We start from the raw sequence: 12,649 nt of genomic DNA, 5'->3' as shown, positions 1-12,649 counted from the left end.
CACTCTTCGGGGAAGGTGTGCCGTCGGTCGTCCGCGCGATCCGCGGAATCCGGCCATCGCTAAGCGCCTGCCCGAAAGCGAGATACACCAGCAGTGAGCACAGAAACCGTCACCGAGACAGCCCACAAGTCACCTGACGGGGGGAGCGGCGCGCAGCAGGATGCGGGCGACGCGGGCTACAGCAAGGGCCTCAAGGGCCGGCACGTCAACATGATCGCCATCGGTGGAGCGATCGGAACCGGCCTTTTCCTGGGCGCCGGCGGCCGACTGCACTCCGCCGGACCCGCGCTGGCCATCGCCTACGCGGTCTGCGGCCTCTTTGCCTTCTTCGTCGTCCGGGCCCTCGGCGAGCTGGTGCTGCACCGCCCGTCGTCCGGTTCGTTCGTCTCCTACGCCCGTGAGTTCCTGGGGGAGAAGGGCGCCTACGTCGCCGGCTGGATGTACGTCGTCAACTGGTCGACGACCGGTATCGCCGACATCACCGCGATCGCCCTCTACACCCACTACTGGAGCCTGTTCACCGACATCCCGCAGTGGGTGATGGCGCTGATCGCCCTGGCGGTCGTGCTGACGGTGAACCTGATCTCGGTGAAGATCTTCGGTGAGCTGGAGTTCTGGTTCGCGATCATCAAGGTCGCCGCGCTGGTCGTCTTCATGTTCATCGGCATCTTCCTGCTGGCCACCCAGCACCCGGTCGCCGGGCACACACCAGGGCTGAATCTGCTCACCGACCATGGCGGTCTCTTCCCGACCGGCCTGCTGCCTGTGGTGATCGTGCTCCAAGGCGTGGTCTTCGCCTACTCCGCGGTGGAGCTGGTCGGTGTGACCGCCGGCGAGACCGACGAGCCGGAGAAGGTCGTGCCGAAGGCCGTCAACTCCATCATGTGGCGGGTGGGCGTCTTCTACGTCGGCTCGGTGATCCTGCTCGCGATGCTGCTGCCGTGGAACAAGTACGTCGGCGGCGAGAGCCCCTTCGTGACGGTGCTGTCCAACGTCGGTGTGCCGGCGGCGGGCGATGTGATGAACCTCGTCGTGCTGACCGCGGCGATGTCCAGCCTGAACTCCGGCCTCTACTCCACCGGCCGCATCCTGCGCTCCATGTCGATGGCGGGCTCCGCGCCCAAGTTCGCCGGCCTGATGAACCGCAACCAGGTGCCGTACGGCGGCATCATGCTCACCTCGGCGGTGTGTGTGCTGGGTGTCGGCCTCAACTACGTCATGCCGGGCGAGGCGTTCGAGATCGTGCTGAACATCGCGGCGCTGGGCATCATCAGCACCTGGTGCACGATCATGGTCTGCCACATGGTGTTTGTGCGTCGGTCCAAGGAGGGCCTGGTGGAGCGTCCGCGCTTCCGGCTCCCCGGCACGCCGATCACCGATATCGCCACCATCGCCTTCCTGCTCGGCGTCATCGTCCTGATGTGGTTCGACGACGGTGTCGGACGGCAGACCGTGATGATCATCCCGGTCATCGCCGTTGCGCTGGTCGGCGGCTGGTTCGCGGTCCGCGGCCGGGTGGCCCGGATCGCCAAGGAACGCGAGCTGTCGAAGTAGCCACGCACGTAGCGGGCGCCTGACGAATCAGGGGCGGTCGCGGAGGCCGGAAGGCTTCCGCGGCCGCCCTTTCGCGTGTGCGGCAGTCCTGGCGGTCCGGCGGTCCTGGGGGTCCTGACTGTCCCGGCGGCCCGCCGGTCCGGATCCGCCGCCGGTCCGGATCCGCCGGCCCGGCCGATTGTCAGTGGTCGCCCTTACCGTGGATTCATGACCGAGAACACGGGGATCTCCTACGTCAAGGGGGACGCCACCGCGCCGCAGGGCAAGGGCGTCAAGGTGATCGCGCACATCTGCAACGACCTGGGCGGCTGGGGCAAGGGCTTTGTGCTTGCGCTCTCCCGCCGCTGGCCGGAGCCGGAGGCCGCCTATCGCCGGTGGCACCGCGAGCGGGCGCGGAACGACTTCGGGCTGGGCGCGGCCCAGTTCGTCCAGGTCGGCGAGCGGCTCTGGGTGGCCAATGTCGTCGGGCAGCGGGGGATGGGTACGGGCAGCAAGGGCGTCCCGGTGCGGTACGAGGCCATCGATGCCGGGCTCGGCCGGGTGGCGGCCAGGGCTGCGGAGCTCGGGGCGTCGGTCCATATGCCACGCATCGGCTGTGGGCTGGCGGGCGGCAAGTGGTCCCGGGTGGAGCCGCTGATAACCGAGCGGCTCACCCGGCACGGCATACCGGTGACGGTCTACGACCGGTGAGGTCTGCGCCCGCCGGCCGCGGTTCAGCCGCCGATCAGCGGATAGTGATCGGAGAGGTTGGTGTAGGTGTAGTCCTTGCCCCAGCTGGAGACCGTCCAGGGCGCCGACTCCTCCTTGATCACCTCGTTCTGCCAGCCGGCGGGCCGGGCATGGCCGTTGCGATGCAGGACATAGTCCAGGTCCTCGCGGGGGTCGTCCGGGTAGCGGTACTTCGCGATGGAGTTGTCCTGGGTGTCGAAGGAGTACGGGTGCCCCGTGCGGCTGTCGGCGGGGGCCAGGTCGCCGTTGCTGAGCAGTGCGTTGTACTCGGCGCTGTGTGAGTCGACGTTCAGGTCGCCGGCGACCATGACCTCCTCGTCCGCCGGGATGTTCTTGGCGTCCAGGAAGGCGTCCATCTCCTTGAGCTGCTTGGCGCGGTCCGCGGCCGCCTCGCCCGCCTTGCAGCCCGAGTCGGTGGACTGGGTGTGGGTGCCGACCACATGCACCTTGGTGCCGTTGACGTCCAACACCGCATAGACGAAGCCCTTGTTGGAGAGGGAGTCCGCACCGCAGGCGTCCTTGTAGATGTACTGCTCCTTGCGCAGGACCGGCCACTTGCTCAGCAGTGTCACCCCGCCGTCCTCCGGGGTGACGGCCGAGTAGGCGCCGCCGGTGGCGTCCCAGCCGCTCTTGCTGCGGCCCATCACCGGAGTCTGGTGCGGGTACTGCGCGGCGGCCTGCGACTTCAGCGCGTCGGAGGAGGAGTTGTCGAACGCTTCCTGGAGCACGACGACGTCATTGCCCTGGAAGAAGTCCGCGGCCGCGATCGCCTGCGCACGGTGGTCCTGGCCCCAGTTGGGATACAGGTTCTTGCTCATGAGGAAGACGTTGTAGCTGAGCACCTTCAGATGGGGGGTGGTGGCGGCCGACGCGGTGGGGGAAGCGGCGGCCACGGTGACAGCGGCGAGGGCCGTGGCCATCGCGGCGGCACGGGCTGTGCGCAGCGTGGAGAGCGACACTGAATCTCCCTGTGGGGGTGGGGACTTGGTCCGGCGGCGCTTATCCAACCAGCTGGGGTTACTTCTAGGTAACCTCCCGGGAGGCAGGAGATGTACGGGTCACATCGGATTCAGAGAGCGAAGGCCTTGCCGATGATGTCGTGTGGGGTGCCGCCGGCGCCGCCGGTGCCGCCGTGGACGGTGGAGAGCGCGGCCGTGCGGAGTTGGCGCTCCCTGCCGTACTCGGTCGCGTAGCCGTAGCCGTAGCCGTGCCGCCCATCATCTGCCGCCCAACCGGGCTTTGTTCTGCGTCTACTACGATGCCGTGGTCCAGGACCGGCTGGAGTTGAACCGGTCCGTACGGGATGTGCTGGGCGAGCCGAGGCGCCCGCAGAGACCACCGGTGTGGTGGCTTCCCGAGGTGGGTGTCCGAGGGGCTGGTGGCCGTTCGCCCGGTCGGCGCGCTGTCTGGTGGCTCTGGTGCTGCCGCCGCTGCGGATCGCCCTGCGATGTTCATGGCGTACCGGAACACGCGCCGGCCCGGCATGGACCCCCGCTTCCGCCGGCCGCTGGGAGCCGCCGTATCATGATTAATGACATGATTACGGTGAATAATGACCCAAAGCCCCCACCCGTCGGAGGTGTCCTCTGGTCGATGGTCGGGGACATCCGGATGCTGCTCACCCTGCCGCCCGCGCTGACCATGCAGGTCGCGCACCCGGCGGTGGGCGCCGGCGTGGACGACCACTCCGTGTTCCGTACGGACCCCTGGGGGCGCGGCGAGCGGTCGCTGGTCTCGCTACAGCTGTGGGTGTACGGGGGCGAAGGCGCGGCCGAGGAGGGGCGCCGGCTGCGGCGGCTGCACAAGACCATCCAGGGCACCGACGCCCACGGCCGCAAGTACCACGCGCTCACCCCCGCCTATTACGCCTGGGTGCACGCGACCGGCTACCCCGTCTTCCGGTACGCGCAGCAGTACCTGGGCCGCCCCTTCACCGAGGCGCAGGAGCGAGCGCTGTACGCGGAGTGGCTCCAGGTCGGCCGGATCCTCGGCATCCGTGACCGCGATATGCCACAGACCATCGAGGAGTTCTGGCCGTACTACCACAAGGTCCTCGACAATGAGCTCGAAGCGACCGTGGTGGTACGGGAGTTGATCGCGACGGACCGGCCGGTGCCGGTCCCGGACCGCGGGCCGCGCTGGCTGCGTTTGCTCCTCCGGCTTACCTGGCCCTGGCTGGGCCCGCGGTTCGTCCGTTTCCGGCGCTTCCTCACCATCGGGCTGATGCCGCCGGACGCCCGGCAGGCTATCGGCCTGGAGTGGACGGACGCACAGGAGCGCCGGCTGCGCAGGTTCGGGAAGGTCGTACGCGCCGTGGTGCCAGTACTTCCGGAACGGCTGCGCTTCATGCCGATCGCGCGCCGGGCCCGACGGGCGGCGCGCGGGTAATCGGGGCGGGGCGGAGACGGATCCGGCCGGAGCCGGGGGATCACCCCGACTCCGGCCGGACCAGCGCCCGTGCAGCGGATCAGCGACTGTGCACCAGATCAGTCCAGATCAGTGGCTGAGCACCAGATCGGTCCACATCAGCGCCCGTGCAGCGGATCAGTGCCCGTGCACGTCGTGCGTCGCCGCGATCTGCTTCCACGACTTGGGCTGTGCGACCGGCGCGTGCGGTGCGCCGAGCGTCCGCTTGACCGCGCCCGCCGCCGGCTTGGACGGCTGGAACAGCCAGGTGTCGAAGAAGTCGGCCAGCGGCTTGCCGGACTTCTTCTCGGCGAACTTCACGAAGTCGGCCACCGAGGCATTGCCGTACTTGTTCTCCGTCGGCCAGGACTTGAGGAGGCCGAAGAAGACCTTGTCGCCGACCTTGTTGCGGAGCGCCTGGAGGGCCAGCGCGCCACGGTCGTAGACCGCGCCGTCGAACTGGTTCTCCGCGCCCGGGTTGCCCGGCTTGACCGTCCAGAACGGGTCATCGGCCGGGTGCTGGGCGTAGACATAGTCCGCCAGCTCCTGAGCGGTGCCCTCGCCCTCCTTCTCCGACCACAGCCACTGGCTGTAGGCGGCGAAGCCCTCGTTGACCCAGATGTCCTTCCAGTCCTTGAGTGAGACGCTGTCGCCGTACCACTGGTGCGCCAGCTCGTGCACCACGACCGAGACGTTCGTACCGCGGTCGAAGGCCTTCTTGCCGTAGAACGGGCGGGTCTGGGTCTCCAGCGCGTAGCGGGCCGGCACGTTGGGGACATAGCCGCCGACCGCGTTGAACGGGTAGGGGCCGAAGACGCTCTCCAGCCACTCGGTGACCTCGGTGGTGCGCTCGATGCTCGCCCGCGCCGATCCCTCGTTCGCGCCGAGGTCCGGGCTGACGGCGTTGATCACCGGCAGGCCGTTCGCGGTGGTGTCGGTGGTGATGTCGAACTTGCCGACGGCCAGCGTCGTCAAATACGTCGCCTGCGGCTTGTCCGAGCGCCAGTTGTAGCGCGTCCAGCCGAGCTTGGAGGACTGCGAGGCCAGTACGCCGTTGCTGAGCGCCTGGGTGCCGTCCGGGACCGCCACCGAAATGTCGTACGTCGCCTTGTCGGTGGGGTGGTCATTGCTCGGGAACCACCACACGGCGGAGTCCGGCTCCTGCGCCACCACGCCGCCGTCGGGCGTACGGGCCCAGGCGCTGTAGCCGTCGATCTTCAGCTCGGAGGGCTTGCCCGCATAGCGCACGACGACGCTGATCTGCTTGCCCTTCTCCAGCGGGGTGGCCGGGGTGACCTCCAGCTCATGCTTGCCGGACGTGGCGAAGGTGGCCTTCTTGCCGTTGATCCGGATCTCGCTGACCTTGAGGCCGAAGTCCAGGTTGAAGCGGGAGAGGTCCTGGGTGGTCTTGGCCAGCAGGGTCGCCGTGCCCTCCAACAGGTCCGTCTTCGGCTGGTACTTGAGTCGCAGGTCGTAGTGGGAAACGTCGTATCCGCCGTTTCCGCTCTCGGGGTAGTAGGTGTCGCCCACGCCCGGAGCGCCGGGTGTGAAGTCGGCCGCGGAAGCCGGGATCGCCAGCAGCAGACTGAGCGCGGCCGCGCCCGGGACGAGGAGTCTGTGACGCACGAGTCCTCCAACTCGTAGGGGGGATGGCTCTGTTCAGACCCTATGTACTTCGCCGGGCCAGCGTCATGTACATGGCCTGATCTGACACATGACCGACATGAACCACCATCTGCCCCAGTGGCTGTCCGGTCACCGTCCCTCCCTTACGCCACCGCGCGCACTCCCGCCGTCACCCGCACCCTTACGCACGGCAGTTGAGCCGCGCTACCGTCCGCCCGTGACCAATCCTGCGCGGATCCCCCGCATCCCCTTCACAGCGCTCGCGCTGGCGGCCGTCGTCGCCCTGCTGTCCGCCCTGATCGGGCCGGCCGCCGCGCAGGCGGCGCCCGGTGAGAGCAGACCCGTCTACTCCTACGACCGCGCGATACGCGAATCGGTCTGGGTGGACACACGGCTCGACGGCGACGCGGACGGAAAGACCGACCGCGTCGCCGTCGACATTGTGCGGCCCTCCGAACCCGCCCAGCAGGGTCGCCGGATACCTGTGATCATGGACGCCAGTCCGTACTACTCCTGCTGCGGACGCGGCAACGAGAGTCAGAAGAAGACCTACGACGACCACGGCCGGCCGGTCCAGTTCCCGCTCTTCTACGACAACTACTTCGTGCCGCGCGGCTATGCGACGGTCCTCGTCGACCTGGCGGGTACCAACCGCTCGGACGGCTGTGTGGACGTCGGCGGCCGCTCCGACATCCGGTCGGCCAAGGCCGTCGTCGACTGGCTGGGCGGCAGAGGCCGCGCCTATACGGCGCGTACCGGAGGCAAACCCGTCGCGGCCGGCTGGTCCAACGGCAGCACCGGCATGATCGGCAAGAGCTGGGACGCCACCATCGCCAACGGCGTCGCCGCCACCGGCGTCAAGGGGCTGAAGACCATCGTCCCGATCGCCGGCATCTCCTCCTGGTACGACTACTACTTCGCCAAGGGCGCCCCGCTCTACGGCTCCGGCCCCGACTCCCTCGCGGACATGGTCGACAGCCCCGACGCGCAAAAACGTTGCGCCGCCGTCCAGCAGAAGCTCGCCGACGGTGCGCCGCGCAGTGGCGACTGGACCGATCTGTGGACCGAACGGGACTACGTCCGCAACGCGGGCAAGGTCCGGGCCAGCGTCCTTCTCGTGCACGGCATGCAGGACCTCAACGTCCGCACCCGGCACGCCGGTCAGTGGTGGGACGCGCTCGCCCGGCACGGCGTCGAGCGCAAGATCTGGCTCTCCCAGACCGGGCATGTCGACCCCTTCGACTACCGCCGCGCAGACTGGGTCAAGACCCTGCACCACTGGTTCGACCACTATTTGATGGGCTACGACAACGGCATCGAGCGCGCGCCGATGGCCGATATCGAGCGCGCCCCCGGCACCTGGTCCACCGACCCGCAGTGGCCCGCGCCCGGCACCGCGGCCACCACCCTGCGGCCGCGCGCCGGCACCGCGCCCGGCGTCGGCGTCCTCGGCACCGCGAAGGCGCCGCAGGGCGCCACCGAGACCTTCACCGACGACCCGCGGCTGAGCGAGGCCGACTGGGCGTCCCATATCGATGAATCGACACCCGCCAAGGCCGGGTTCAGCACCGGGCCGCTGCGCGCGCCGCTGCGGCTGTCCGGCTCCGGCAAGGTGACCGTGACCGTGACCCCGAGCACCTCCACCGCCCACCTCTCCGCCGTCCTGGTGGACCTCGGCCCCGACACCATCCGCAACTACGCGGCCGACGGCGAGGGCATCACCACACTCGACCGGCGCACCTGCTGGGGCGCCGGCACCAAGGGCGACACCGGCTGCTTCAAGGAGACCGCCGCCGACACCCAGAAGGTGGCGCACACGGTCTTCAGCCGCGGCTGGGCCGACCTCGGCAACTACGCCGATCCCCACAAGGGCCGTCCGCTCACCCCCGGCAAGCCCTACACCCTCACCCTCGACCTGGCCGCGAGCGATCACATCGTGCCCGCCGGACACCGTCTCGCGCTCATCGTGGCCGGGACCGACGCCGGCCTGATCGACCCGCCCGCTTCCCGGCCGAAGCTCACTCTCGATCTGTCCCGCACCTCCGCCGAGCTGCCGCTGACCGGTGGCGCACCGGCCTTCGCACGCGCGACCGCCGGTGCGCCGCGGTATGCGGACGGTGCGGCGCCGCTCGACGGGATCGTCCCGCCGCGTTCGATCAGCCGGATGCCGGACGCGAGTTGACCGCCCGGGGCCGCCCCACCATGGGCGGCCCCGCCCGACCCCCACGTCATCCCTACCCCCACCGCTCGACCAAGGGAGGCACCTCCTCGTGATACTCCGCTCCCGCCGCCTCGTCCTGGGTGCGCTGGCCCTCGGCCTGACGGCCACACTCGGTGCGACCCTGCCGGCCTCGCCCGCCCGCGCCACCGGAGCCCGCACACCCCGTACGGGGTTCGAGACCAGCAACGGTGCCCGCTGGACCAGCCAGTCCGAGGAGCAGGAGTTCCTCGCCGCCGTCGATCACGCCTCGCCGCGCGTACGGATCGACCGGATCGGCACCACCCGGCAGGACCGCCCGGTGCAGCTCGTACGCATCGGCGCCCCGGCCCCCGAGCGCCCCGCGGACGTACGCCGCGGCAACTCCGTCCTGCTGATCTGCTCACAGCACGGCGACGAGCCCTCCGGGCGCGAGGCGTGTCTGACCACGGTCCGCGATCTCGCCTACGCCAGGGACCGGGCGACCCGGCGCTTCCTGGAGCGCACCAGCGTCCTGGTCGTACCGACCGCCAACCCCGACGGCCGGGCCGCGGACACCCGCGGCAACTCCGACGGCGCCGACATCAACCGGGACCACATCGCCCTCAAGACCGCCGAGGCCCGCGCGATGGCCGCGGTCATCCGCGACTACCGCCCCGACACCATCTACGACCTGCACGAATACGGCCCCACGGTCCCGTACTACATGAAGGACCTGCTGTCGCTGTGGCCCCGCAACCTCAACACCTCGCACGCGGTGCACCGTGAAGCCGGTGCGCTCTCCGAGGACTTCGTCGAACCCGCCGTCCACCAGGCCGGATTCACCACCGGCGTCTACGGCATCTGGACCGACCCGGACACCGGTGCGCCCGTCAAGCAGGTGGCGGGCGACGGCCAGGAGCGGATTCTGCGCAACACGGCGGGTGTGAAGGGTTCGGTCGGACTGCTCGTCGAGACCCGGGTCGACGCTCCCCCAGCCTCCGGCTGGGGGGACCCCCATCTCGCTGCGCTCGCCGATGCAGAGAAGGCGGATCCCGCGCTCAACAACCGGCGCCGGGTGGACTCCCAACTGGCCGCGCTGAAGGGTGCGTTCACCTTCTTCGACCGGCACCGCCCGCGCATCGAGGCGGCCACCACAGCCGCCCGGCTCGCCGGATACGCCGACCACGGCCCGGTCTACCTCGGCGGCGCGGACAACGAACCTCCCACCGACGCACAGATCCTGTCCGACCCGCCCTGCGCCTACCGCCTGGACGCGGCGCAGTTCGCCGAGGTCAAGGACCAACTGGCGCTGCACGGCGTGCGCTGGAAGCGGGCGGAGGGCGGCGCGGTCGTACCGCTGCGCCAGCCGCTGCGCCGGCTCGTCCCGCTGCTGCTGGACCAACGGGCCGGATATCACCTTACGGTCGCGACGCCCATGGACGTCTGCCCTCGCGTGGTAGGGGGTAACGGGTAGGGAAAATATGGCCCATCGAAAGGTTGACGCGTGCCGGACACAGTCAAAGCGGCCGGAGACGGGGGTGGCACGTCATCCATGACGGATCTCCCCGATGACCCGCAGCGGACCGGACCACCACAGACCGACCGCGTGGTCTTCGGAGTGACCGCGCTGCTCACCCTCGCCTTCATCGCCTGGGGAGCCACCTCCACCGAATCGCTCAAGAACGTATCGACCTCGATGCTGAACTGGGTGATCGACAACGGCGGTTGGGCCTTTGTGCTCTCCGCCTCCGGATTTGTGATCTTCGCGATCTGGCTGGCCATCAGCAAGTACGGCCGGATCACGCTCGGCAAGGAGGGCGAGGAGCCCGAATTCCGCACCGTGTCCTGGATCGCGATGATGTTCAGCGCGGGCATGGGCATCGGCCTGATGTTCTACGGCGTCAGCGAGCCACTGGGACACTTCACCAACCCGCCGCCGGGCACCGATCCCAAGGACGCCGCCCAGGCGATGGACACGGCGATGGCCACCACGCTGTTCCACTGGACGCTGCACCCATGGGCCATCTACGCCGTCGTGGGCCTGGCCATCGCGTACAGCTGCTTCCGGCGGGGGAGGCGGCAGACGATTAGCGCGGTGTTCACCCCACTGATCGGCACCCGGCGGGCGAACGGCTGGGGCGGTCAGGTCATCGACATCCTGGCCATCTTCGCCACCCTCTTCGGCTCCGCGGCCTCGCTGGGGCTCGGCGCGCTGCAGATCGGCAGCGGCATCAAGGTGCTCGGCTGGATGGACAGCGTCAGCACCAGCCTGCTGGTCGTCATCATCACCGTGCTGACCGTCGCGTTCATCCTGTCCGCGGTCTCCGGGATCGCCAAGGGCGTCCAGATGCTGTCCAACATCAATATGGTGCTGGCGCTGATCCTGGCGGTCTTTGTGTTCGTGGTCGGCCCGACCATCCTCATCCTCAACCTGCTGCCGACCTCCCTCGGCTCGTTCATCGGCGAACTGCCGCAGCTGGCCGGCCGTACGGAGGCCAGCAGCGGCGCCGATGTGGACAGTTGGCTGCGCAGCTGGACGGTCTTCTACTGGGCGTGGTGGATCTCCTGGACGCCCTTCGTGGGGATGTTCATCGCCCGGATCAGCCGCGGGCGGACGATCCGGCAGTTCATCGGCGGCGTCATTCTCGTGCCGAGCGTGGTCAGCCTGCTGTGGTTCGCCGTGTTCGGCGGCTCGGCGATGAAGCTGCAGGACTCCAAGCAGCTCAGCGGGTCGAGTACCCCCGAGGGCCAGCTCTTCGACGTACTGCACCAGTATCCGCTCGCCACGGTCATGAGCATCCTCGTCATGATCCTGGTCGGCATCTTCTTCGTCTCCGGAGCCGATGCCGCGTCCATCGTCATGGGCACCCTGTCGCAGAAGGGCACCTTCGAGCCGAGCCGGCTCGTGGTGATCTTCTGGGGCGTGGTGACCGGCGCGGTCGCCGCGATCATGCTGCTGATCGGCGGCGGCTCGGGCGATGCCCTGACCGGACTGCAGAATCTGACGATCCTGGTCGCGGTGCCCTTCCTGCTCGTGATGATCGCCATGTGCTGGGCGCTGATGCGGGATCTGCGCAGCGATCCGCTGATCGTGCGCGGCCAGAAGGGCGAGCAAGCCGTCGAGCTGGCGGTGATCGCCGGTCATGAGCAGTACGACGGTGATTTCGAGTTCCGGATCGGGCCCGTCGGTAACGGCAACGGCGGCGGCAGCGGCACTGCCGGTGGCGAGGGCGACAGCTAGCGGGACCTCCGTGGAGGGCCGAAGTCAGCGGCCCTCCACGGGGCTTCGTCAGCGCGATCGCCGACGTCGGACCGATCACGCCACCGCCGACCACGCAATACGTCACCTGTGTTGTTCGTCATGCCCGGCCGCTGACCGCGGGGACGGGGGTGACGGCAGTGCTCCCCGCCGCCCGTTCGAGATCTTGCGGTAACCCTCCGGCAGTGGTGCGGACAAACCCGGACCTTAGGCTGGTACCAGCACCGTCGGCCGATGTCGCCCCTCGGATTCGCTTGCCGCCGTCCGTACGCCGTCGTCTGAGGAGACCCATGCTCCGCGCGCAGCGCGCCGTGCCCGCCTGGCTGGCGCACCCCTTCCGCTGGCAGCGGCTGCCCGTGCCCTGGGCCGCCGTCGCCCGCGGTGCGCTGTGCGCGGGGCCGCTGCTCGGCGCGGGCATCGCGACCGGCCACCCGGCGCCCGGAGTGCTGGCCGGTCTCGGCTCGATGCTGGCCGGCGTCAACGACCGCCCGGGCACCCGCCGCACCGGCATCGTGCACATCGGCCTGCCCGCCCTCGCCTCGGCGCTCGGCATGCTGATCGGTGCCTCGTTGCAGGCGGCCGGCGCGGGCTGGTGGCTGGTGCCGGCGCTTTTCGCCGTCGGCTTCGTCTCCGGCGCGGGCAGCGTGGCCGGGCCGGTGCGCTCCAACGCCGGGATGCAGATGCTGGCCACCACCATCCTGGGCGCCGGGATGCCGCTGCCCGGGGCGCCCTGGGCGAAGGCGCTGTACGTCCTCGCCGGCTGCCTGTGGCTGCTTCTGCTGCGCCTCGTACTGCGCTCGCCCCGTCCCGCGGGCGGCGCGCTCAGCGGCGAGCGGGCGGCGGTCGCCACGGTCTTCGACGCGCTCGCCGACGCCCTGGGCGCGGCCGGCGGCGCG

Annotated in this window: 8 protein-coding genes and 1 pseudogene; 7 read left to right on the top strand and 2 right to left on the bottom strand. The window is 69.5% G+C overall.

Annotated elements, in window-relative coordinates; genetic code table 11:
- The first annotated feature begins 93 nt into the window (after nucleotides 1-93).
- Together DY245_RS02700 and DY245_RS02695 are read left to right on the top strand one after the other, a co-directional pair.
- Entirely contained in the window at nucleotides 94-1,554 is a 1,461-nt protein-coding gene (locus DY245_RS02700; protein ID WP_128503046.1) for an amino acid permease, read from the top strand.
- 207 nt (nucleotides 1,555-1,761) lie between these two features.
- Nucleotides 1,762-2,244 (top strand): macro domain-containing protein, encoded by a 483-nt coding sequence (locus DY245_RS02695; RefSeq protein WP_128503043.1) that lies wholly within the window; start codon nucleotides 1,762-1,764, stop codon nucleotides 2,242-2,244.
- A 23-nt stretch (nucleotides 2,245-2,267) separates the two neighbouring features.
- Here the strand turns inward: DY245_RS02695 and sph are convergent, their stop codons facing one another.
- Nucleotides 2,268-3,203, bottom strand: a complete 936-nt coding sequence (gene sph / locus DY245_RS02690; RefSeq protein ID WP_128503149.1) for a sphingomyelin phosphodiesterase — start codon at nucleotides 3,201-3,203, stop codon at nucleotides 2,268-2,270.
- Nucleotides 3,204-3,807: 604 nt separating this feature from the next.
- On the opposite strand from sph, the gene DY245_RS02680 reads away from it, so the two are divergent.
- Nucleotides 3,808-4,671, top strand: a complete 864-nt coding sequence (locus DY245_RS02680) for an oxygenase MpaB family protein (RefSeq protein ID WP_425329337.1) — start codon at nucleotides 3,808-3,810, stop codon at nucleotides 4,669-4,671.
- Between the two features lie 156 nt (nucleotides 4,672-4,827).
- Here the strand turns inward: DY245_RS02680 and DY245_RS02675 are convergent, their stop codons facing one another.
- Nucleotides 4,828-6,315: a M1 family metallopeptidase gene (locus DY245_RS02675; RefSeq protein ID WP_128503039.1), complete on the bottom strand. Its 1,488-nt coding sequence runs from the start codon at nucleotides 6,313-6,315 to the stop codon at nucleotides 4,828-4,830.
- Between the two features lie 217 nt (nucleotides 6,316-6,532).
- Here DY245_RS02675 and DY245_RS02670 point away from each other — a divergent pair, with 217 nt between their 5' ends.
- The 4 genes and pseudogenes from DY245_RS02670 to DY245_RS02655 form a co-directional block, all read left to right on the top strand.
- Nucleotides 6,533-8,497: a Xaa-Pro dipeptidyl-peptidase gene (locus DY245_RS02670; protein WP_244942793.1), complete on the top strand. Its 1,965-nt coding sequence runs from the start codon at nucleotides 6,533-6,535 to the stop codon at nucleotides 8,495-8,497.
- 88 nt (nucleotides 8,498-8,585) lie between these two features.
- Entirely contained in the window at nucleotides 8,586-9,968 is a 1,383-nt protein-coding gene (locus tag DY245_RS02665) for a M14 family metallopeptidase (RefSeq protein ID WP_128503037.1), read from the top strand.
- 78 nt (nucleotides 9,969-10,046) lie between these two features.
- The gene (locus DY245_RS02660; RefSeq protein WP_128503035.1) at nucleotides 10,047-11,735 is read left to right on the top strand and encodes a BCCT family transporter; all 1,689 of its coding nucleotides are present in this window, start codon (nucleotides 10,047-10,049) and stop codon (nucleotides 11,733-11,735) included.
- A 308-nt stretch (nucleotides 11,736-12,043) separates the two neighbouring features.
- Nucleotides 12,044-12,649: pseudogene (locus tag DY245_RS02655) on the top strand (FUSC family protein); the annotation flags it as partial.

It is taken from the genome of Streptomyces inhibens, from assembly GCF_003389455.1.
Taxonomy (GTDB): Bacteria; Actinomycetota; Actinomycetes; order Streptomycetales; family Streptomycetaceae; genus Streptomyces; species Streptomyces inhibens.
This window is presented reverse-complemented; position numbering and strand designations above follow the sequence as displayed.

Coding starts and splice junctions, on each gene's coding strand:
- DY245_RS02680 (WP_425329337.1), top strand. CDS start 3,808: ATGATTAATGACATGATTACGGTGAATAATGACCCAAAGCCCCCACCC.
- DY245_RS02660 (WP_128503035.1), top strand. CDS start 10,047: ATGACGGATCTCCCCGATGACCCGCAGCGGACCGGACCACCACAGACC.
- sph (WP_128503149.1), bottom strand. CDS start 3,203: ATGGCCACGGCCCTCGCCGCTGTCACCGTGGCCGCCGCTTCCCCCACC.
- DY245_RS02695 (WP_128503043.1), top strand. CDS start 1,762: ATGACCGAGAACACGGGGATCTCCTACGTCAAGGGGGACGCCACCGCG.